The sequence below is a fragment of the Vibrio sp. St2 genome (assembly GCF_947311885.1).
In the GTDB taxonomy this organism is placed as follows: Bacteria; Pseudomonadota; Gammaproteobacteria; order Enterobacterales; family Vibrionaceae; genus Vibrio; species Vibrio coralliilyticus.
The window spans coordinates 454,129-474,991 of record NZ_CAMZNA010000001.1 but is presented as its reverse complement, the minus strand read 5'-3'; the positions used below and the strand labels follow the sequence as shown (position 1 = coordinate 474,991).

At 44.3% G+C, this 20,863-nt stretch carries 22 protein-coding genes; 3 read left to right on the top strand and 19 right to left on the bottom strand.

The genetic code is table 11. The annotated features are described in order from the left end of the window. The first annotated feature begins 2 nt into the window (after positions 1-2). Positions 3-1,358: a hypothetical protein gene (locus QMA41_RS02145; protein WP_281628724.1), complete on the top strand. Its 1,356-nt coding sequence runs from the start codon at positions 3-5 to the stop codon at positions 1,356-1,358. 92 nt (positions 1,359-1,450) lie between these two features. On the opposite strand, the gene QMA41_RS02140 is transcribed toward QMA41_RS02145, so the two are convergent. The 18 genes from QMA41_RS02140 to QMA41_RS02055 form a co-directional block, all read right to left on the bottom strand. Next, the gene (locus tag QMA41_RS02140) at positions 1,451-2,689 is read right to left on the bottom strand and encodes a hypothetical protein (protein WP_281628723.1); all 1,239 of its coding nucleotides are present in this window, start codon (positions 2,687-2,689) and stop codon (positions 1,451-1,453) included. A 226-nt stretch (positions 2,690-2,915) separates the two neighbouring features. Further along, positions 2,916-3,749, bottom strand: coding sequence for a hypothetical protein (locus QMA41_RS02135; RefSeq protein ID WP_281628722.1), 834 nt, complete (start codon positions 3,747-3,749; stop codon positions 2,916-2,918). Beyond that, positions 3,733-4,188 (bottom strand): hypothetical protein, encoded by a 456-nt coding sequence (locus QMA41_RS02130; RefSeq protein WP_281628721.1) that lies wholly within the window; start codon positions 4,186-4,188, stop codon positions 3,733-3,735. The genes QMA41_RS02135 and QMA41_RS02130 overlap by 17 nt, the downstream gene beginning before the upstream one ends. Next, entirely contained in the window at positions 4,181-4,573 is a 393-nt protein-coding gene (locus QMA41_RS02125; RefSeq protein WP_006962210.1) for a hypothetical protein, read from the bottom strand. The genes QMA41_RS02130 and QMA41_RS02125 overlap by 8 nt, the downstream gene beginning before the upstream one ends. Positions 4,574-4,576: 3 nt before the next feature. After that, positions 4,577-5,896, bottom strand: coding sequence for an EscN/YscN/HrcN family type III secretion system ATPase (locus QMA41_RS02120; RefSeq protein WP_043008023.1), 1,320 nt, complete (start codon positions 5,894-5,896; stop codon positions 4,577-4,579). Then, entirely contained in the window at positions 5,880-7,925 is a 2,046-nt protein-coding gene (locus tag QMA41_RS02115) for an EscV/YscV/HrcV family type III secretion system export apparatus protein (protein ID WP_065740124.1), read from the bottom strand. The genes QMA41_RS02120 and QMA41_RS02115 overlap by 17 nt, the downstream gene beginning before the upstream one ends. A 2-nt stretch (positions 7,926-7,927) precedes the next feature. Further along, entirely contained in the window at positions 7,928-8,284 is a 357-nt protein-coding gene (locus QMA41_RS02110; RefSeq protein ID WP_038511470.1) for a hypothetical protein, read from the bottom strand. 108 nt (positions 8,285-8,392) lie between these two features. Further along, positions 8,393-12,118 carry a type III secretion system effector BopA family protein gene (locus QMA41_RS02105; protein WP_281628720.1) on the bottom strand — a complete coding sequence of 1,242 codons (3,726 nt, stop codon included), beginning with the start codon at positions 12,116-12,118 and terminating at the stop codon, positions 8,393-8,395. Beyond that, positions 12,108-12,539 carry a chaperone SicP gene (sicP, locus tag QMA41_RS02100; RefSeq protein WP_171347611.1) on the bottom strand — a complete coding sequence of 144 codons (432 nt, stop codon included), beginning with the start codon at positions 12,537-12,539 and terminating at the stop codon, positions 12,108-12,110. The genes QMA41_RS02105 and sicP overlap by 11 nt, the downstream gene beginning before the upstream one ends. A 25-nt stretch (positions 12,540-12,564) precedes the next feature. Continuing rightward, on the bottom strand, positions 12,565-13,578 hold the full coding sequence (locus QMA41_RS02095) for an HrpJ domain-containing protein (protein WP_281628719.1): 1,014 nt from the start codon (positions 13,576-13,578) through the stop codon (positions 12,565-12,567). Positions 13,579-13,594: 16 nt separating this feature from the next. Then, positions 13,595-14,245, bottom strand: coding sequence for a type III secretion protein (locus QMA41_RS02090; RefSeq protein WP_281628718.1), 651 nt, complete (start codon positions 14,243-14,245; stop codon positions 13,595-13,597). Continuing rightward, positions 14,242-14,820, bottom strand: coding sequence for a type III secretion system domain-containing protein (locus QMA41_RS02085; RefSeq protein WP_281628717.1), 579 nt, complete (start codon positions 14,818-14,820; stop codon positions 14,242-14,244). The genes QMA41_RS02090 and QMA41_RS02085 overlap by 4 nt, the downstream gene beginning before the upstream one ends. Before the next feature lie 2 nt (positions 14,821-14,822). Then, the gene (gene sctJ / locus QMA41_RS02080) at positions 14,823-15,551 is read right to left on the bottom strand and encodes a type III secretion inner membrane ring lipoprotein SctJ (RefSeq protein ID WP_281628716.1); all 729 of its coding nucleotides are present in this window, start codon (positions 15,549-15,551) and stop codon (positions 14,823-14,825) included. Beyond that, complete coding sequence (gene sctI / locus QMA41_RS02075) at positions 15,548-15,853, bottom strand: type III secretion system inner rod subunit SctI (RefSeq protein WP_281628715.1); 306 nt, start codon at positions 15,851-15,853, stop codon at positions 15,548-15,550. The genes sctJ and sctI overlap by 4 nt, the downstream gene beginning before the upstream one ends. Next, the gene (locus QMA41_RS02070) at positions 15,831-16,148 is read right to left on the bottom strand and encodes an EscG/YscG/SsaH family type III secretion system needle protein co-chaperone (RefSeq protein ID WP_006962222.1); all 318 of its coding nucleotides are present in this window, start codon (positions 16,146-16,148) and stop codon (positions 15,831-15,833) included. Before QMA41_RS02070 ends, sctI begins: the two co-directional genes overlap by 23 nt. Continuing rightward, positions 16,145-16,360: a type III secretion system needle filament subunit SctF gene (gene sctF / locus QMA41_RS02065; RefSeq protein ID WP_006962223.1), complete on the bottom strand. Its 216-nt coding sequence runs from the start codon at positions 16,358-16,360 to the stop codon at positions 16,145-16,147. The genes QMA41_RS02070 and sctF overlap by 4 nt, the downstream gene beginning before the upstream one ends. A 9-nt stretch (positions 16,361-16,369) precedes the next feature. After that, complete coding sequence (locus QMA41_RS02060; RefSeq protein ID WP_006962224.1) at positions 16,370-17,074, bottom strand: AraC family transcriptional regulator; 705 nt, start codon at positions 17,072-17,074, stop codon at positions 16,370-16,372. Between the two features lie 242 nt (positions 17,075-17,316). Beyond that, complete coding sequence (locus QMA41_RS02055) at positions 17,317-17,727, bottom strand: nuclear transport factor 2 family protein (RefSeq protein ID WP_021456314.1); 411 nt, start codon at positions 17,725-17,727, stop codon at positions 17,317-17,319. A 207-nt stretch (positions 17,728-17,934) separates the two neighbouring features. On the opposite strand from QMA41_RS02055, the gene QMA41_RS02050 reads away from it, so the two are divergent. Both QMA41_RS02050 and QMA41_RS02045 read left to right on the top strand, forming a co-directional pair. Continuing rightward, complete coding sequence (locus tag QMA41_RS02050; RefSeq protein ID WP_038514667.1) at positions 17,935-18,273, top strand: helix-turn-helix domain-containing protein; 339 nt, start codon at positions 17,935-17,937, stop codon at positions 18,271-18,273. Between the two features lie 203 nt (positions 18,274-18,476). Then, positions 18,477-19,520, top strand: a complete 1,044-nt coding sequence (locus QMA41_RS02045) for a type III polyketide synthase (protein WP_021456316.1) — start codon at positions 18,477-18,479, stop codon at positions 19,518-19,520. A gap of 418 nt (positions 19,521-19,938) precedes the next feature. On the opposite strand, the gene QMA41_RS02040 is transcribed toward QMA41_RS02045, so the two are convergent. Further along, positions 19,939-20,817: a S41 family peptidase gene (locus tag QMA41_RS02040; protein ID WP_281628714.1), complete on the bottom strand. Its 879-nt coding sequence runs from the start codon at positions 20,815-20,817 to the stop codon at positions 19,939-19,941. Positions 20,818-20,863 lie beyond the last annotated feature (46 nt).

Sequence of the window (20,863 nt, the reverse complement as noted above, 5' to 3'; positions counted from 1 at the left end):
TCATGCCCGAAATTCAAGCTAATCATAGTATTGCTACCTCCTCTACTGCTTCTACCAGTCAATCATCAGGCGCACAATACGGTGAAGTAACAGGAGTAACCACAAGCAACTTGAGTATGTCTTCCTCTCAACCTCCACAGGGTGCTTCACCTATAACTGAGAGTATTCCTCAGGTGATAGGGAGCAAACCGCTACAAGCCAGTCAAAGTAAAGAGATCGATCCAATCATCGGTCGCAGCGCTCATCATAAAGCGAAGTTTCAGCAACATAAACACGAGCAGGCAAATGTACAGAATTACGAGCCGAAAGCAGGTCAAAACAACTTTAATGTCGTTGGGGATATGGATGCGAAAATAGATCTCACTTCACAAGGAGATCATCGACGCCAACCTATACTAGACATACTTTCTACAGTAGCGGGTGTAGAGATTGGTACGAATAAGAGCAAACCTATTCCACAAACCATTCATCGTTTTTGGTCCGGTGGCGCGATGAGCCAGGAAGCGATGCATGTCCTGCTCGAGTCTGCGGACAAATCTAAGGGGAGCCAGTTTAAGCACAGCATGTGGTACTCTTCTTCATTAGAAGCAGAACTCATGAAACGTGACGTGCTCCTAGAGGAAGAAATCGACAAACGAGATACGCAAAGGACCATACTGCGCGCTAATGGGTACGAGGTTTGTGATATTGATACGATGTTTAAGCCAGACCCAACACAAAGCACGTTCGATCGTTTAAGAAAGAAACCGCTACCTAAACCGGAGCCGGGTGTACTGTCTAAATCTGAACTGAATAATATGGTTAGAAAAGCATGTGACCATTTACAAAAAGGTGGTAATGATAAGTGGGACGGCATCAAGCATTTTTCGGACATTTCCCGCTTGATTTACTTAAAGGAAAAAGGCGGCCATCATTTTGATGTGGACTTTGGCCTAGGAAACATGAACTTCGAGCAAAGCTACTATCACAATGATGAAAAAGGCACCGTTCCGTTAATGGGAGCAACCACCTCTGTAAGTAGAGACAGAATCAACGAGCACCTGCAAGTGGTTCATCCTAGTAAGCCGCAGGATCTTTCCGATCAAAGCTACCGTGATTCTGTTGTGCAGGTAGCAGAACAGGCGATGATGATGTCAGGCATGTTAAACGGGATTATTGCAACAAGCGCCCAGAACCCTAATGTTATTGAAGGGATTGAGTTACTTCGTCCTGATATTGCTAACAAAAGCGGAGAACTTCCATCTGGTATGCTGGCAAACAAAAGTTTGATTGGGGACATACCTAACGGTTCTGCTTATACCATTCCTCCTTATCTCATTGACTTAGAACACATTACTGCAGAGTCTGACTCGCGATAAGCTAATAAGTAGAAATAACTGAAACCTAGTTTTTAAAATTGTTTGAAATAAACTAAAAACGGAAGGCAGAGCCTTCCGTTTTCTTATTTTGGTTAGCTCAGTAAAGTACCAGTTGTAGTCAACAGCGACTCATAATTCAGTGAATGATACATTCCAGCGATATGATCGACTTGTCGATAAATCTCTTGGTTGTTGAGGTCGTATCCCGCTGCGGCTGCAGCGTTAAAAAATTGCTCTCTTGCTATGTCTCCAGCGCGATGAAAATCTGATCGCACGCCGCCACTCTCAGCCTTGTATTGAAAGTTTGGCTCAGCCTGATATTCGCAGCGAGTATTTTGATAATTCTTCAACGATTCTAGTAAATGAACAATTAACCCAATATCACGGTAGCGTTTTTCTCCGTCTTCATCGCGTCCCATATTCCACGCTTCGTCATTTCTTGGTGGTAGAGTCAGTGTTGGCAATAACCTCTCTACCTGAGTTGGTGGTAAAGGTTTTGACTTCAAACCTATCTCTTTTATTGATGTTCGGCTTAGTGACATAGGTTCAACGGGTTCTTGTTGACCTGCAAAGTACTTGTTGACGGAGGCGTGAATTTGATTGAGTGAAGCTAACCCTCGTTGCACCCATTCTCTTGGAGTACCATTCCCCACCCCTTCTAACTGCTCTAGACGAGCGCGTTGATCAGAGAAGTGACTCACACATTTCATTTGCACTGCTACCCATTTTTGAGCAAGTTGGCTGTCTTTTGACATCTGACTTTTTGCCTGTGGGCTGAGGAGTTCCGTCGCTAGTAGATTTTGTTTGCAAGACGTAACACCTTGGTACGTATCGTTCTCATCATTAAATGATACGCGAGCCAATGCGTCCTGTAGCCCGTTGCGATTGACGTTACCTTCAAGCAAATATTGTGAGTGATTCGTCAGCTCTCGCCCAAGGATACAATCCGCTTCTTTCGATGTTTCACCATAATTCACACGTGTTTTTTCCAACACATCCGTGATTTCAAACTCAAAACTGTATGTGCCATCATGGTTATCGATAACTTCTCCTTGAAAGCGATTAGTAAAGCCACTACCCGCCAATTGATTCAGCTTGCAGAATGCTTCCATTTTCTTAGAGGCTGACTCAGAAGTTTCAACATCAACTTCATGTGTGATTTCATATAGATGCGCAAGCGCTTGAGCTTTATCTGTTCCACAAAACCAATCTTTGATTTTATCCCAAAGCCCCATGTAGGTAGCTTCTTCTTTTGTATTTGCTTGCTTTACATGTTCAATGCGAGCATCGCTAATGGTGCGGTCAAAAGTGCCGCTAATATTGAGTGACATAAGAACCTCTCCTCTAGATTGACATACGGAGCCTTGAAACGGGTAACTAAAGGAGTACCTATGCTGTCGCAATAACTATGAAATGGCTTTCAAACGTTCAATATCAAAACAGGAAAAATAGACGAGAAATGTGGTTTGACCAGATGTGACTCTTTGGCGTTGAGGCTTATTATGCAAAAAGCCGATAAGTCAGACCAACCGGCCCAGCCCCAAAATTCCGTTAGATTTAAGCGGCTTCTGTATGCGTATTGTTCGCGTAGAAAACCACCCCATCATGACTGACTAAGAGTTCGCCTGAGGTAATGCAATGGTTGCCGGACACGAGTTTACACGCGGTTTCACACGTCAGTGGTGCTTCGATAGTTTGCCCCTCAACCAATTGCAGCAACGTAGGTAAATCAACTTCGAGTGAGGCAACATGAACATAACTGACCGCTTCAGAAAATGAGTATGGAGCGAATACCTGCTCCACAGACCATGTTTGCTCTCCCTCGAACTGAACGATTGCCAGCGGTTTATCCCACCACAAGATCGCTTTACCTTCATCAGGGTCTACACCTTCTTTTAACCACACTCCATTGCCTTGTGAGATTGGCTCAATATCCGTTGTGTAGCCTGCGACCAAAGGCACACTAACTTTGATACTTTCCCCTGAGTAATGCGTCCAATGCGTAGTCAGACGCTTTAGCCATGCGGCGCTAAACCCAACCAACACGAACTGATAACCCTGACACTGTACGACCGGATAGATGCCATCGAGCAGACAGCACTCAGAGCCTTGCGTGCTGATATCTCTGACAAACGGAATGCTCACTGCGGAAAACATTGCAGCGACGAGTGTTGGGAAAAGATCTTCAGGGATCATGCTTAACGATTCGATAGCAGTTATCTCAGTAACACCCTGATTCCAATCGGAATGGCTGCACCATATGCCGCTCTTTGAATCACTTCGATATGACCAAAACTGACCTTCCCCCGCAACTTTCTGTAACGACATCTGACACTGCTGGTTTTCTAAACCAGTGCCAATCACCTTGCTCATTTCAATTAGATCTGTCATGGCGGTTTACCTCTATTGTCATTTTTAACGCGGATTCATTGAGACGGCTTTTTATTTTCGGCATGATGCGATTCAGTGCGTCTTGCTGTTTTTGGTTCTTGGGTTTCAGAGTTAACGCAACGCCTTGCGCGTCCCATTGAGCAAAGATCACTAAGCCCGACATCGGGCCGTTGAGCAATTTAAACGAAAGACTATTTTCACCTCTGTGTAGCTCTGCATTGCCCCATTTGGTTACATGATTCACTGCGGATAATTCATTTAAAATGGAAGGTGGCACCCGCGCGGAGGTATCTGGTGTATCGGTTTGTGCTTCTACATCTGGTTGTGTATGGAAAAGAGTCGTAAATCGCTGTCTAAGCTCAGGATCGGCTTCATGACGACCAGCAACGCCTTCAACACGCCAAGCAGTACTATTCACATGTTCAATTTTGTTACTCATCCAGCACCTCTTTTAGCTTTTCCTGACCTCTTATCAGCTTTGTTTTCTGGCTCCATAGTTCTGACTTTTCACGTTCCAACTGCTCGATTCGTTTATGCCAGTCCTCGACTGAATCGGCTTTAGAACGCTCTTCAATATACTGACTCCGCTTTTCTCCTAGGAGTTGGTTCAGTTGACTACGATCCATAACATCTTCAGTTTGCAGAGGGTTTGTTAACGCCTCCCGTGAAATAAGCCACTCTTGATACGAGCGTTGTTTTTCATGCTTGCATTTATCTTGTTGTTCGTTGAGCTGATTCCATTGGGCTTGTAGCCGCTCTTCTTTACGTTTACGCACATGAAGCAGTTGTTCGATAAGATCAATTTCCTGACTGGATAGTGCCATCACTTACCCTCCGTTTAATTGATTTAACTGCTGAAGTGTCTCTTTGAACGGTGAAGGTTCGTTCGCCCCCTGACAGAGAAAGCGCTCAATTGAGTCAAACTTAGCCACTGCCTCGTCTGTGGCAGGATCCTGACCCGGTTGGTATTCACCGACTCGAATGAGTAACTGTACTTCTTGATAGAGCGCTAACAAATGCCTTAGGTGCTTGGCGTCATCTTTGTGCTGGGCAGTGACAATCTGATCCATAACGCGGCTTACACTTGCATTAACATCAATCGCTGGATAATGTCCCGCGCCAGCTAGCTTGCGTGATAACACAATGTGACCATCAAGAATTGAGCGTACTTCATCTGCAACAGGCTCGTTCATATTGTCTCCTTCCACCAGCACGGTGTAGATAGCGGTAATGCTCCCGACAGGCGCTGGTCCCGCTCGCTCAAGTAAAGAAGCAAGTTGAACAAACACACTTGGCGGAAACCCGTTAGCTACTGGTGGTTCACCTGCGGCAAGGCCAATTTCACGCCCCGCTCGCGCAAAACGAGTCAATGAATCAACCATAAGCAGAACATTCTTACCTTGGTCACGAAAATACTCTGCAATCGTCGTTGCTGTTACTGCTGCTTTCATCCGTTCCAGAGGTGGCTTATCAGACGTCGCAACAACCAATACTGTTTTTTCTTTCGCGGCTGGTGGAAGGCAATATTCGATAAACTCACGGACTTCTCTTCCCCGCTCTCCAACTAAGGCCAACACGATAACATCCGCTTCACAGTGACCCGCTAGCATGCCAAGCAGTGTACTTTTACCGCCACCAGCTGCGGCAAAAATACCAACACGCTGACCCACGCCTAAAGCGAGCGTTGAGTCGATAGCTCTGATCCCAGTCGGCATGACTTTACTGATCAACTTACGCTTTAATGGATCGGGAGCTTCGCCGTGATTTTCTCGCCATTTACCAACCCAATTACTCTCATCCATCGGGTGACCCAATCCGTCTACCACACGCCCGAGCAATTCTTCACCGACCATCACTCTATGACCATGCCCCATGGGCTCTACATTCATGTCAGTCCCGATCCCTGTTGTTGAGCGAAAAGGTGATAGCCACGCCTCTTCACCTTTAATGGCCACCACTTCTGCTTTGAGATCATTACCAATCATGCACAGCTCGCCTTGCCTTGCTCCGGGTAAGGTGGAACGAATTAACGTCGACGTGACTTCCAGAATTTTTCCAAATCGGCGAAATGTCGGTGCCAGAGGCAGATCGGGAAACAGTTGCTGATTGAGTGCTTCGGCTAAATTCGTTTTATCCGGCAATTGCATTTGGCACCTCCGCTAATGTGTCGACTTGCGCAATCACTTTGATGCTGGCGTCGTCGCCTATCTCCTGAAAAGACAACACAGGTGTCATCGGCATGGTTGGCTCAACGATCTTTCTCAGATAGCGCCTTACGTCCAATGACGTCAGCAGTACACAAGGCATGTGACCCGGCAATTTGTCTTTAATCAACGTAATGATCTTCTGCTCTTCTTCTGGATCTAACGCGCTATATGCCCCAACCGCTGACTGACGAATAGATTCACGGATTTGGTTTTCGATACTGTCACCAATCAGCAACATCGGAATCCAGCCCTCTTCAACAGTAAACTTGCGCCGGATATGTCTGCGCAGGGCGACACGCACGTACTCCGTCAGCATAATGGTGTCCTTCTCTTTCGACGCCCATTCCACAAGCGTTTCGAAGATGGTACGTAAGTCTCGGATTGAGATGTTTTCTTCGACTAGGCGCTGAAGAATTTCAGTCACTTTGCTAACAGGTAATAAACGCTGCAGCTCTTTGACCAGTTCGGCATAACGCATTTCCATGGAATCCATCAGGTAACGCGTTTCCTGCACACCCAAAAACTCTTTGGCGTAATGCTGAGCGGCCATTTCAACAAGGCGAATAGCAATATCGTTACCCTGATAGTAATCCTGCCCTGAAAGTTGGATGGTTTCTAACGCCTCGACTGGATGCCAATGTAAGATTTGCTGATTAAACGCTAGCTTATTCTGCTCACTGTCTAACCCATCGATGCCTTTCAGTGTCAGGATGTTCTGCTTCGCCAAATTCAGCTTGATGATAGGCTCTTGATATAAGAGCAGTTCAAATTCATCTTGACGGCCATTGCGTAGCACTTGCATCTGAATTTCAGGAAGAGGTAAACCCAGTTTTTCAAACATCTTCCATCTAAGCGTTTGAAGCGACTTGTTTAGATTTTCTTCAATCAAGTCTTCACCAATCGCCAACATAAGAGGCACAGCTCCGGGCGTCATTTCTTGCTCACCACTGGCTTCAACATTCTCATTGGCAACAAAGCCCTGATGATCCTCTTTGTTTTTCTCTTTTCGAGTTAACCAAAAAGATGCCCCCAACACTGCTAAACCTAAAGGACCAAATACGAACCAAGGAAAACCTGGAATGATCGCAAACACAAACATCACCGCTGCGGCCATCTGGAGTGATGAAGGCTGACGAGAAACTTGTTGAACCAATTCATTGGCAAGGTTGTTTTTGGTTTCACCCGGAACACGAGTCACGATTAAACCCGCAGTTATTGAGATAAGCAGTGATGGAATTTGAGCAATTAACCCGTCACCAACGGATAAAATAGCGTAAGTATTTAGCGCTTCTGACGCCGACATATTGTGCTGAAGGACTCCAACAGCAATACCACCAAAGATGTTAGTTAAGATCACGATAACACTCGCAATGGCATCACCTTTTACGAATTTCATCGCCCCATCCATTGCACCGTAAAGCTGGCTCTCTTTTTGAACCACTGAGCGCTGACGCTTCGCTTCTTTCGCATCAATTATCCCAGCACGCATATCTCCATCAATACTCATCTGTTTGCCGGGCATACCATCAAGCGAGAATCGTGCACTGACTTCTGCGACACGCTCTGAACCTTTAGTAATCACGATGAACTGAACAATAGTGATGATGGCGAAGACGATAATACCAACGGCCAGATTCCCACCGACCACGAAGTCGCCAAAGGTATACACGATTTCGCCAGCGTCATGTTGAAGCAAAATCAGTCGACTGGTACTTATGGTCAGCGCGAGGCGGTATAAGGTGGTGATCAGCAACATGGAAGGAAACGCAGAAAACTCAAGCGGATCACGAATATAGATTGCAATCATAAGCAGGATGATAGACATCCCCAGATTGACGGCGATTAGTACGTCCACCAAGGTTGTCGGCAAAGGTAGAATCATCATAAATACAGCGATCACCAGCATTGCGCTGAGGATGATGTCTTGTCTTCCGGCTACTTTCGCTAACCAACGTGTTGCGATTGACATAGCTACTCTCCTCCACCTAATTGTGACAGAAACTGACGTTGCTTCTGACACAAACGAAACCACTGATGTGCATCAAACTGTTCAGGGCATAGTGCGCTAATAAACAGTTGGCTCTTAATCGGAAAAATACGTTGAGGTAATCCATTGAATTGTTCGGGCTGGTTTCTCTTAAGTGCACTGTCCAAGTCATGACCATTACTCTCCAATAGCCACGAAGTCAGCATGAGTCGAGTGCCCTGCACTTCCAGCCTTAAGCCAAAAGGTTTCTGGTGAATCTCTATGATGTCTGAAACCTGAACTACTGGCAGCCTGAGCAACGCAATAAGCTGTTCAATGTTTCTCGTGATTTGCAGATCCATAATCGTTCCATAAATTACCTATGGTTCTATGATGCGAGGATTATGGTGATGGGGATATCAGGTCTACACCTGAAATAAGCCCCGGATTGTTCCGGGGCGACATGAGTCTTAAGCGGCCTGCTTGACTAACGCTTGTTCGACTTGCTGGTAACAACTGTCCCAATCAATAGCGCCATTCTCATCCTTAAGCAGTGCTTCAGGTACATATGATTTGGCTGTTTCTATCAGTTCGGCTTTATTGCGTGCATTCTGTTCAATCATCTGTTGCTCACGTTCAGAAGCAATACTCGAGATCTGATAACGAAATGATTTTTCTCGTTGGTCCTCAGGTAAATGACTAAGTTGTATCAGTTGACCAGCATCTTTAAGTGAATCACCCAGTAAGTCTCCTAATCGCTGATCATCTTTGGTTTTGTTTGCAAGCTGCCTTAAGGCTTCATCGACACGCTGCTGAGTCATTTTTTCTTTTGCTCTGTTGTGCGCATCATTCATTCCGAGGAAGTTAGTCGAAGCAATTAAGTTCATTGCTGTTCTGGAAAAATAAGCACTAATTGGCGTTGTACCAACACCCGCAATAGCGGCAATGGCAAGTCCCCCTGTTCCAACAATAGCGAAGACAATTAATGCTACAATCGAAGCCCCGCTCAGTGTTACTGCTGCTGTGGTCGCAACGGAAAAAGCTTTCGCTTTCCAATTCATCTCTTGCCAGGTATTTTTAGCGTCCTGCCACATCCGGCTCATTGCACCCGCTTTGCTGGTTTCGAAACAATCTCTGGAAAGCGTACCGACGTCTTGAAGTGCTTGACGTTGCATCGCATAGGACGCAACAGCTTGTGCACGCTCGTTGAAGCTGCCTTGCTTACGAATACCTGCCATCAAAGCATTGACCATCACTTCAGTGGAACGATGTCGGTTAACAACGTTGGCCATTTTGCGCTCTGACCATGTTTGTACCAAACCTCCGAACATGCTAGCCATCGGTTTTACGAGTGTGGAACCTGGAACTAAAGCAGAGACGAGTTGACTAGCTCCATTTGCAACAAGGCCACTTCCGGCAGCTCCCTTCGCTGCACCAGCCATGTATGGCGCACACTGTGCCAAATGAAGTAAAGCAATCATTTCTGCTGTCATTGACATAGATTCGTGGCTAGGCAGAAACTCTCGACGTCCCTGCAGGATGTCTTTAACTTGATTTTCTATGGTGCCCGTTTTCCAGACTGTTGACGCCATAGCAGCAAGATCATTGCCAAACCAACCACTGTTCGAACTGATTATCTGATAGGCGTGTGTCAAGTTACCAGCAAGTGCTTGTGACTCTACAGGATGTACCATTGCCCAGTTATGCAGTTGTCCAAGTGTATTCATAACACCCTGATAATTAGAACTAAGTTCACCCGAAGACAATGTGTTATAAAGCTTCTGATAAGCCTCTGTATAACTATTAATGCCTACCTTTGCCATTTGGCGTTCCAGAATCAAGGTACTTAAATCAGGGCGATAATCCCCTGACCAATTGCCTGCTACATTCTGCTTTACCCACGCAGACCAAGATTCTAGGCTGTTCCCGCTTACACCCGGATAACCTTTTTCCTTTGTTACTTGACGGTCAAAATGAGTTAGCTCGAGCATGGACTTCTCATACTCGTCATCCAGCAGCTCGATATCTTTCACGAGAGACGCCTTACTCAACTCAAGACTTTTCAATTGAGCTACTTCTTTTTCTGACTCGACTTCAGGCTTACTTCGCCAGTCCTTTCCATATAGATCAACGACATATTTTTCTTGCTTGTCTAACTCGACTTGTAGCTCTTTACGCTCTAATACCAGAGTACGTACCTGATCGTTATTAGCTCTCAAAGGTGATAAGAAAGACAAGAATCCTTGCAGGTTAAGTCGTTTCGTATTTGCGTCGATGGTTTGATCTAACATGGTATCCAGACGCGCCAACTTGTTTCCAAGAAGTACTTTAGTATCTTGCGCTATTTGTACAGTCCTGCATTGCGCTTCAAGTTTTGTGAGACGAGTAAGCTGGTGCTTGGCATCTTCATGCATTACTGTAATTTGATTAGTGACACCGTCACTAATATCAAGGCTCGCTAGTGCTTCTAACGAGGCAACATAGGCTTTTGCCGCACTAATCTTCTCATCAAGATAATCGGTGTATAAAGGCAAGTTTCGAGTGATGTTATCAGCCAACTGCTTGCGTTGAATATCTGCATAGATATCAACACCAGCTCGATTGTTTCGCTCATGAGTGATGCTGTTCTTTCTGTCTAACCAAGAAAGACGATGCTGCGCTTGAATAACATCTTCGGCTAGCTTACGTGTTTTATCACTGATTTCGACATGAGGAAGCTCATTTCTAACCTGTTCCGTCAGATCTAAGTCATCGTAATCGGTCAAGTCATCGGGCATTAAGCTATCACCCTTTACGACTAACCAGACGTTTCCTGTCAACGCTGCTAAAGTAGCGGCAAATTGGTCTTCCACCGTCGAGTCAGACTCAATAAACTGCTGCATCTCTTTGGCGAATACAGCCGCACCGTGGCGAAGCTGGATAATTTTACTGGGAATATCCAATCGAGCTTCGATGCCCTTTTGTTCTTCCTTAAGTTCAGATCTACTCTGGCTAAGTGCTTGTCTAATCAGATTGATCGCACCAAGTTGTGCCTTTTGTTCCTCTTTAGGAAACGGCGTTAGCACGTCATTGGCTAATGATGGCACCTTCTCCGCCAAAACTTCAGACAATACTCGAAGATTAACGGTCGACATATCTGAGGCATATTGAACAAGTTTATCTGACAGACGGTTTGCTAAAGTCTCACTATCTAAGCTTGGCGAATTAGAAATGAGTTCGTAGCTTAGTTTTGTCAGCTCTGGGGTAAGAGCAGATTTCAACGAAGGTGAACAAGTCGCATAGAATTTCTCAAATGCTTGGTACCCCGTAGATTCCAATTTCCAAGCATGGCTGTAACTACTCGCCAATGAATTGATTACGTCAAGTCTATCGTTCTCTTTGAACACTGATCGCTTTAACTGAATTGCGTCATTTTGTTGCGCTTTAGGGAGCCGCTCAATAGCCGATTCTACTTTTGCTAACGCATCCTTTAGCTCTTGTGCTTTCGCTGAGAAAGTTTCAATACTTGTTGCTACTACTTCAACAGCAAGTGGTTTCTGGAAAACCTGAGCGAGCTTATCTGCTTCATCGGCAAGAGTGTTTTCCTTAATTGCTTGATTATAGGCAGAGACTTCTTTTTGAAGGTTTTGCATCGATGCAGTTTCACTATAAAAGAAACTACTCATGTAAGAGAGAGAGCTTGGCGAAGGCAACGGTGCTGGGCGGATATAACCAGTGATAGACTGTGCCGCTTGCTCCAAGTTAGACATCGGGATAGTTTTAGGCGAATTTGACGTATCCACTGGTTTATTATCAGTTTCAATCTGTCTATCTGCACTGTTAACCGACTTAGCGTCTTTCTTTTCAACAGTGACAGAATCCTGCGTCAACTGTTTGATTAAACGAGATGTCAGCGGTGTCTGACCGCTAAAGTCCATCTTGTTGGCTACCTTGCCTGCAAACTCTTCACCATATTCATGCGCTAACGCGCTCAGGAATACACCTAGTGTTTTAAGGTTTCCCTCAGTTTGCTTTTGTACAAATTCCTGAACTGCACTCAGATCACTTAGTAAAGGAATCTGGGTTAACCATTGCATCACCTTTTCTGCAAAGCTGAACTGAGATGTGACGATAATTGGGTCGCCAGAAACGCTATCAGCCAGTGTTAGCTGGCCATTTTCGACACTGGTTGTAAATTGGTTCAGTTCAATCGGCATAATAAACGCCTCCTAGTGATGTAACGTGTTCATTGGAAAAATTATTTTGATGAAAGTCGGTGTGTAGTTGTTCATATTGACTAACCACTTCAGTGAGTTGTTCGAAAATCTCGTCACCGTTTTGAGGAGAATGAATACGAACCTGATATAGAAGCGCGCGGGTGCTCTCTTCATAGAAGATATGACCAATACCCAGCTCATTTAACGCATGGTTAAGCTGAAGTGCTCGCTTAAAAGTTTTACCCTCAATTTCAGGTTCTACTGTCGTCAGCATGCATCTCAGCATCCAATCTTGATCATTTGGCGCCATCGACACCATAAGATGCTCATCCAACAGCAACATGCATTGGTTTGACTGGTCAAACACCAAAGGCAGCCCCAATTTTTCACCAAGGCGGTTTAGCAGTAGTTCATGATTCATTGTCGTTCTCCCCTTAACGGATTGATCATTCGTTCCATTGGTCTAGAAGTTCGAGCATGGCTTCCTGAACGTGCTCTTTTTGTTCTGGATCTCGATAACAGGCTTCAGCCATTACCGCCATTAAGTCTTTCCAGCGTCGCAGGAACACCACTTTACGTTCATCAACCAGCGCTAACCGATTGATAATCAGTGATAGTGCGTCTGGATATATCCAGGACTGCTCAAGCAACTCTATCGTGGCAGACATAACAGAATGAGGCTCCAACACCATCGCCTTAGCCAGAGAGATGCAATGGTCTTCAAATGTAAGAAACAGCAATAACCGTTTTAAGTCTTCAACTGTGGCAGCAACTTTGGTCATATCGTCACGTCTTTGGCCTTCATCAAGCGGTTCAGCCATGGAGCGAATAAGGATGCGAATATACTGTCGTCTATCTTCATGCTGCTCTAATAGCTCAAACCAATGCGCTAGGCCTTTTTCACCTCGTTTGGCATGTTGATAGAGCTGGCGAACTGCACGTAAGCCATTCTTATCAACATTCATCCCTTGCGCGGCAGCTAAGATTTCTAGCTCGATTTCTTCTTCCGCGAGCAGTTCAGCAAGGCGTTTCTTGAGCTGTTTCTTCATCGCTGGGTCTAAACCCTTAAAACCAAGAAGAGACGTCAAAACCAAGGCGATCTTTCCCTTGTCTAAGCCTGACTTTTCTAGCGCAGAAAACACCTGAGAAGCGTCTTTCATTTGAGAAAGCTGCTCAGAGATTCGATTGATTGACTGGCGTGCCATCTCGTCCATTTGCTGGAGAAGTTTTTCCATGCCATTCATCATCGGGTCCTGCGCTTTAGCGGCTAGGTTCAAACGCTTCATCATGCTACTCAGCCCAAGGCTTAACCCCTCCATGGTTTCTTCCATCGCTTCGGCTCTTACTTCAGCAAGGGCTGCACTCGCTAGCGAGGCGGTTGACTCATTGGCTGGCGCGGTGTTGGGCGTATTTTGCGGGAATGCATGAAACTCTGCACCGGCGTTTCCATCAACTCTCATTTTCTAAACTCCTCTCTTAAGCTGTCGACTGCTGACTAGGATGGGAGAACGAATCGAGTAGTGTTCGCAATTGCTGATCGAGATCGATTCTTACAACCAAACTGTTTGATGACAGCTCTGCTTGAGCTCGATTCAACTCAGTTTTGACCTGCACATTTAAATTCTCCCCAAACTCACGTTCCATCGTCGAATAATGTTCTTGAGGAACAAAAAGCGTCAGGCTCTGTTTGGTTGTTTGAGCAGCGATTTGAGCGCTTATTCGCTTGACCAAAAATTGGCTGATGTCCTGCTCTGTGGACCATTGCTCAATAACATTGCGTACTTGCTGACGAATACGCCCTTTCAAGTTTTCGATTAGGCTACGTTCAAGCTCCCCTTGTTCGACAAGCCAACTAACCGACTCCTTTATTGCCTGTTGCTGGGCTTGTTCTCGCCATGTCGATTCCAATTGCTCCGCGTTTTGGTGTGCTGCTTGAAGGATACATTCGGCTTGGTGATGGGCCTCATCCCTTTTCAGACGTGCTTGACGAATGATTGCAGCTATTCGTTGACGGGCATTCGACTCACAATGTGTTCTGCGGATGGCTGATTCAATTTGTTGTTTGGAAACCGTGCCACCAGATTTGTCTAAGTCACAATGCGTTACTGATATAGCAAATGGCTTCATAAAAAACGCTCCAATCTGAATATCCAGCTTTCGACACGCTCTATGTCGTCTTGAGCAAGTGCAATTGGTGTATCGAATACCGGTAAGCTCAGGCGAAACAGCGACCAAAAAGGTTGATCGCTCCAAAGGTGGTAGATGGCGCTGGCACTAAAAAGCTCAGCTTGTTCCAGAACATTGTTTGCTGACCATGCTGGAGGTTCGCTACCCGCTGGCCATAGAGCTATCAACTGTTCAATTTGAGGTTGAGTAAATTTCTGTCGTAAGACGCTTCGATAGCTGCTATCCCACAAGTAATCTGGGCAGTTTTGCGACAACAACCCAGCGGCTGTCGCAAGTAGAGAGATTCTTGGCAAAACAGACAGCCACTTATTCATTTCCTCTGAGCACTCACTTAGCCATACTGGCTGACACCCTGAGCGGCTTAGAATGACGTTATCAAGTCTCTTGCTCACCAATTGATTGTGTTCTCGGGCAGACTGCAGAACCTCCAAATCCAATTTTGACCACCATTGAGGATGCAATCTTGAGCTGACCTGCCTTAACATTTTGTTCTGCGATATCGTATCAACAACCATCTTCAGCCCTCTTTTCTTCGGCTTAACCCCAGCCCAGCTACACCGGCAATAAGCACACTACCTAAACCAACGGTTACCGGAGTTTTGTTTGCGACGAGCCAGTTCTGGACATCGTCCCAATCGGAGTTAGGTTGAACGACTGGCTGATAACGGAAGTCTGCGGGTTGTAAGAACAAACTGATGTTTTCGTATTGCAAATCAGGAACCGCATTTTTAATCAGATTCCGTATCTGGGATTCTGAGTTACCTAAGTTCGCCTCCGGAGAGTACTTGATGTACACAGCAGCCGATTTTTCACTGGGTGCTGCACGTCCTGTATTGGTGTTCTTATCGCTTTGAGCAATTGATACTCGTGCGCTGATAACACCATCCATGCTAGATAGTGTTCTCTCCAATTGTTGCTCTTTTAAATAGCTCATCTTGGCGTCTTCCTGAGCTGGGGAAGAGACAAGCTGACCGGAAGGAAATAGCTGCTCGATACCAACGTATTCGGCCTTCGGATAACCATTTTGTCTTAACAATTCAACCGCATTAATGAATTGATCTTTTTCGATCTTCAGTGTTACCTTGCCCGTTTTTGCGTCAGTTTCTGAGCTTGCATCAATATGATTGAGCATAAGCAACGCCACCATTTGGTTGGCTTCAGACTGCGGCAGGTTTTGGTAGAGTTCGACTTTACAACCTGTCAACAGCAAAGCCATTACTAAGGCTAGCCATTTGAACTTTTTCATTGCATTGTCACCAGTTTGTTGATCGATTGAGAAACGCTACCAGCCGTTTTTGCTGCAAGATCGACTTCCACTAAAGCTCTTGTCACCATAGTTTGGCTCTGAATAGCCTGATCGGGTGAAATCCCCATAGGAGCATTCGAGTTAGGCATTGGGCCGATAATGTCATTGAGCTTGGCTGTTTCCTGTGTTCCCTGTTGCATTAGTTGGCTGAACTTATCCACCATGGCTTTATCTGGGTTGACTGTTTCAGCCTGCTTATCCAGAGCCGAATAGGTTGCTTTAGCAATTGCACTCAGTTCCATGTTGACCTCCGGTAATCAGTGAACAAATTTTCTGTGTGTCTGCACTTTCAGTGGTCGATACGTACAAATAACGCAAACCTTCAGCTTGAGGCGTATGTAACCCGTTCAAAGAGCGAATTGCCTGAGCTCTTTTGTCGAGAGCAAAATAGATCAAGCTGGCACAAACTCGTCTGTCTTCTTCATTTTCAATCAGTAAAGGGAAAACATTTACGATGCTAAGTGCATGTTTTTCTAGCCTGTGGTTTGCCGCTGCCAGTGCTGCTTCAACAAGCAGTTGTTTGTCTGAACTGTTCATATCTTCGCTATGATCCCCTGCACCATGTCTTTGACTGCTTTGATCAAGGCACTCTCATACCCTAGAAAGTTGGAATATTGCTGCACTGAAAATTGGGCTTGCAGCATTTGATCTGGGTTGTTGGGGTCCGCTTGTGCCATTTTGGTTTTAATGTCCTGTGCTGATTGGGCAGACATCTGGGACAATTGGTTGATAATCGCATTAAGATCCATATCGACCTCCTATCTTTTGCTACCCGCACGAAACTCGGATGGGCTGCATTGGTAGCGCTTTTTGAAAGCACCAATAAAGTGGGAGTGGCTACTAAAACCGGCATCAAAAGCGACGTCAGCGATCTTACGATCCGTTTCTAAAATCACTTGTTTTGCGTAGTTTAGGCGTTGCTCGGTCAACCAGGTTTTAGTTGATTGGCCGTAATATTTGTAAAAAGCCGTGTTGAGCTTAGTCACTTCCATTCCGAGCTTTTCGGCGTAGCGAGATACTGTCCATTGCTCGTATAGATGCTTGTTTACAAAATCAAAAACTTTATCGTTAGAATTCGCGTATAGGTTAAGAAGATTGGAGAAGTAAGGCTTGTCCATCTCAAGGCAATAGGTAAAGACGAACCGCAACATCACGGCTTTGTTTACTTTGTGAAGCTGCTGAATGACATTCACCAGTTCATCAAACACAGGAACCGCGTTCACTTCGCCAACTGCAGGTTGAGTAGCTGTATCGCTGGATTTAATCAGGTCCGTTAGTAATGGATAAACTAAACAAATTTCACCCGGATAAAAGAATACGCTCATCCAGTCATTGCGGTTTGCCGCATGTATTTCGGCCTCTTCCCCGACCATAACGAGCTGGTTCGCTGCCACCTCTGTTCGCTTTCCTTGATAATCGATATGACCAGGCTTATAGAACAACACCACTTGTAATGCTTTCATATCAACGACCTTCTGTTTTTGTTGTTGTGTTTAGTTTGCCTAGGTCAAGCTAAGGTCGGTATCAGGTGAACACCTGAGTTCTGCTTTAGGAGTGTGGAAAGTGTTTATTTATAAGGGGTTGAACGACTTTTCGCCGTATCCTTACAACATAAACTCGCCTTGAGTATCTGCTGACAATCAAGACGAGTTGTGGGTATTATTAGATAGTTCTGGTTTACCGTGCTTGTTTTGACTTTAGTAAATTAAAACCCATTGGGGTTGTCGATAATGTATAACCAACCACCGTCGACATATATCATCGTCTCAAGCGCCGTTCCTTTTGTGACATTAGGAATCTCCCAATCAGAACGAATCATGGCTATATCACCATTTATATGGACTGAAACACTGCGTGTGATGATTTCTACATCACCTTGCATGAAACTTTTAAGTGCAAGCTTTATCTCTTTATGGCCTTTAGCTTGGTTGCCGTTCTCATCCAAGATCATAACGGCATTTTCATGAAAGAGTGTGCCTAAACCTTCCAAGTCTTGTTGCGCAAAATATTGTCCAAACAGAGAGTGCAGCTCTGAAGGTGATTGTGGTTTTATGTAGTCAGCATTTGCTTGGAAGCTAAACGAGCAAAGAGAGACTAAAAGTAAGATCAAACGCATGGGTGCTCCTTAAACTGAAATCGTGAATATGGGCCAAGTACGTTGACTTAACCCCTGACAAATTACATTAAGGAAATTGTTCACTTTCTAAAATTAGGGTCTGAAAAGTAACTAGTTACCCATTGGTAACTAGTGGGCTGAAGTGAAATTGGCAGTTACACTCATATAGATATAAAAAAGCGCTTGGAATAACGAACCGTGAAAACTTTGCAGTCAGAAACAAAGCACCAACTCCAACCTGATGACTATTGCAGTGTAGATAAATACTTAACTCTTATTTCAACTAAATGGACTGCACATATTGTCTGGCTGTTGAGTGAGCATGAACAAATGCGTTTTGGTCAGATTCGTAAACAATTGGCTTTGGTATCCACCAAAGTTCTTACTGAGCGTTTGAAACTATTGCAACATCATGGGTTTGTATGGAGAAAACAAGAAGAAACTATCCCTGTTACGGTGAGCTACGGCCTTACCTCTAAAGGAAAAGAACTAGCACATGTTGTCGATATCATTGTGCAAAAAGCCGATGACTGGGATGCCATGTAATCAGTCTTCTTGAAACTAATAAAAATGTTACTTCACTGTTCTTAAGAAGCAAAAAGAGTCTGATAACATCAATCATATCAATACCCCTAATCAATAACGTGAACGATCGTTCAAGTTTGAATATACTAGAAAAGCATATGAAATTAATTTAGTAAAGCATCCCTCCTCGTTTACTGGTAATTACAATCAAACGAGGTATTTCAATGAGCATTTTAACCAAACCTTCAGTTATATATCCCGAATACCCCCTCACATCGGATGACATTGTCCATTTTATAGAGAGTTGTCACCCTGACTCCAAATACCGCTCAATCGCTATCGAAATGATAAAGCACACCACGATTCAAGAACGTCAAACCTGTATACCTTTTGATGCTATTTTAGACTTGAAAGGTTTTGAAAGTAGGCAAAACATTTACGAACAGTTTGCCCGAGACTATTCACAGATAGTCGCAGAGCGAGCAATCATAAACTCTGGGTTAACCACTAAAGACATAACCATGGTCATAGCTGTCTCATGTACTGGGTTTATGATGCCGTCTTTAACAGCCCATTTGATCAATGCATTAGATCTTAACCAGAGTACAATCCAACTTCCGGTAGCACAAATGGGCTGTGTCGCTGGTGCTTATGCCATGAATAGAGCTTACGAACATTGCCAACTGTCGAAGAGCAACAATGCTCTCATTGTGGCTCTAGAAACTTCCTCTCTATGCTTTGATCCCGAAGCAAATCAGCTTCAAGACTTTGTTTCTGATGCTATTTTTGGAGATGGTGCTGCTGGTGTTGTGATGAGAGGAGATGGCTTTGGTGAGGGTTTACAAATACAAAACTCAGAGAGCATTTTCTTAAAGGATACAGAAAATTACATTCAATATCAGATGACCGACAAAGGTTTCCAATTTTCATTGGATAAAAAAGTCATGTATTCAATAGAAAAGGTAGCTCCTTACTTACATCACTTTGCTACGACTTCAATAGGCAATAGTACAGGCTTTGACTTCATCATCGCTCATACGGGTGGAAGAAGAATACTGGATGAACTGCAAAAGCACTTAGGATTATCGCCAGATAAGCTTCAACATTCGCGAGAATCTTTAAGAGAACATGGAAATACATCAAGCGTATCAGTCATTGATGTACTACATCGCCACTACCTGACCTCTCAAAATGGTGAAAAAGGTATCGTTGTAGCATTTGGCCCAGGTTTCACATCAGAAGTACTGTATGGTCAATGGCAAAGTTAAGCGAATGCTATAGATATCTATGAATAATAAGTGTGTCATTTACTACGACATCATACATAACTCAGGTAATGAGATGGCGCTATGGCACGCTTACTTTTCAAAATGGACTACTCTGCTCAGTGTTGTTGTAACCCTTTGCGGAGCATGTATCTTCTGAATTAATTCAATACTGTGAGGATTAGTTTTAGGCTGGTTGTATTACGTTGTGATGGATAGTCAGAAGTCGAAGTAGCAATAATGTTTATCGTATTTAGCAGCTCTTATGAATGGCCAAGCTACTCAATATAAGCTCGTTAATACTGTATTTTTCAGTACAGTCTATGTTCTTAGCTCGCAGCATTAGGGTGAGAACAATAGAACACCTCAATGCTGGGCTAAGTACACCAAGTTTTTCGCGTCAAAAGGTTTTTTAGTTACGTCACTGAATGGCTGTATGAGCTTCTTCTGGCAAACCCAACCTTTTTAACGCTACTTTAAGTGCATTATCCGAATTTGTATTAATATCAGGGATAACTCCGCCCTGCTCCCAATTTTTATTAGTAATAGGGTTGATTGCTTCACCAATAGGGATTGCAACTGATAACTCAGCTGTTAACCCAAACAACCTACAAGGGTGAGCTGCACCACCCGTTGCTTCCCCAATCAACACCGCTCGCTCAAGACACTGAAGGTTGTAGGAGAACTCTTCGGCAGCAGACAGAGTGCCTCTATCTGTTAACACATATAGGCTCAAATCAGGGTAACAATGACTACTATTATCAGTCCAGAACTCTTCTAGACAAGAGTCACCTCGCCAGCGAATTGTGTTTAACAAAACAGACTCACTATTATCGAAGAAATATGACGTAACTAGCTTAACCATATCAGGATGCCCCCCACCGTTGTTTCGAACATCGATAATGAGGTGTTCGATACCTTTCAATTGACCCAATATTTCATGAGCAACATTCGATGCAAAAGAAGGTGAGCAGAAACGGGATAGCTGTATATAGGCTATTTTATTAGTAATAAAAACTAGCTTTTCAAAGCCATAGTTGATGCTTTTAAATCGCCTCTCAGGTGGGACTATAGAATCATTAAATATGATCTTGAAATGCTTGTCCTTACATAAAGCAAATATGTCCTGCGTTAGTTTTTCAACGAAGCCTTCAACTAAGTCTTCACTCAGATACAAGCCTCGATCATAGTTTTGTCTCAGCATTAGACTTAGCTCTTTACCAACAATAGGAAATACATAATTTTCCTCAAGCAGACGGGCTAACAAATCTACTATCTTTTGCTTATTTATTTCTTGCATCTGAATTCCTGCATATTATTAATTTACTTATTCGAATCGCTTTCAA

Coding starts and splice junctions, on each gene's coding strand:
- QMA41_RS02120 (WP_043008023.1), bottom strand. CDS start 5,896: ATGCAATTGCCGGATAAAACGAATTTAGCCGAAGCACTCAATCAGCAA.
- QMA41_RS02115 (WP_065740124.1), bottom strand. CDS start 7,925: ATGTCAATCGCAACACGTTGGTTAGCGAAAGTAGCCGGAAGACAAGAC.
- QMA41_RS02085 (WP_281628717.1), bottom strand. CDS start 14,820: ATGGTTGTTGATACGATATCGCAGAACAAAATGTTAAGGCAGGTCAGC.
- QMA41_RS02140 (WP_281628723.1), bottom strand. CDS start 2,689: ATGTCACTCAATATTAGCGGCACTTTTGACCGCACCATTAGCGATGCT.
- QMA41_RS02135 (WP_281628722.1), bottom strand. CDS start 3,749: ATGACAGATCTAATTGAAATGAGCAAGGTGATTGGCACTGGTTTAGAA.
- QMA41_RS02125 (WP_006962210.1), bottom strand. CDS start 4,573: ATGGCACTATCCAGTCAGGAAATTGATCTTATCGAACAACTGCTTCAT.
- QMA41_RS02145 (WP_281628724.1), top strand. CDS start 3: ATGCCCGAAATTCAAGCTAATCATAGTATTGCTACCTCCTCTACTGCT.
- QMA41_RS02105 (WP_281628720.1), bottom strand. CDS start 12,118: ATGCCGATTGAACTGAACCAATTTACAACCAGTGTCGAAAATGGCCAG.
- sctI (WP_281628715.1), bottom strand. CDS start 15,853: ATGGAACTGAGTGCAATTGCTAAAGCAACCTATTCGGCTCTGGATAAG.
- sctJ (WP_281628716.1), bottom strand. CDS start 15,551: ATGAAAAAGTTCAAATGGCTAGCCTTAGTAATGGCTTTGCTGTTGACA.
- QMA41_RS02110 (WP_038511470.1), bottom strand. CDS start 8,284: ATGGATCTGCAAATCACGAGAAACATTGAACAGCTTATTGCGTTGCTC.
- QMA41_RS02055 (WP_021456314.1), bottom strand. CDS start 17,727: ATGCGTTTGATCTTACTTTTAGTCTCTCTTTGCTCGTTTAGCTTCCAA.
- QMA41_RS02095 (WP_281628719.1), bottom strand. CDS start 13,578: ATGAGAGTTGATGGAAACGCCGGTGCAGAGTTTCATGCATTCCCGCAA.
- QMA41_RS02060 (WP_006962224.1), bottom strand. CDS start 17,074: ATGAAAGCATTACAAGTGGTGTTGTTCTATAAGCCTGGTCATATCGAT.
- QMA41_RS02070 (WP_006962222.1), bottom strand. CDS start 16,148: ATGAACAGTTCAGACAAACAACTGCTTGTTGAAGCAGCACTGGCAGCG.
- QMA41_RS02040 (WP_281628714.1), bottom strand. CDS start 20,817: ATGCAAGAAATAAATAAGCAAAAGATAGTAGATTTGTTAGCCCGTCTG.
- sctF (WP_006962223.1), bottom strand. CDS start 16,360: ATGGATCTTAATGCGATTATCAACCAATTGTCCCAGATGTCTGCCCAA.
- QMA41_RS02045 (WP_021456316.1), top strand. CDS start 18,477: ATGAGCATTTTAACCAAACCTTCAGTTATATATCCCGAATACCCCCTC.
- QMA41_RS02130 (WP_281628721.1), bottom strand. CDS start 4,188: ATGAGTAACAAAATTGAACATGTGAATAGTACTGCTTGGCGTGTTGAA.
- sicP (WP_171347611.1), bottom strand. CDS start 12,539: ATGAATCATGAACTACTGCTAAACCGCCTTGGTGAAAAATTGGGGCTG.
- QMA41_RS02090 (WP_281628718.1), bottom strand. CDS start 14,245: ATGAAGCCATTTGCTATATCAGTAACGCATTGTGACTTAGACAAATCT.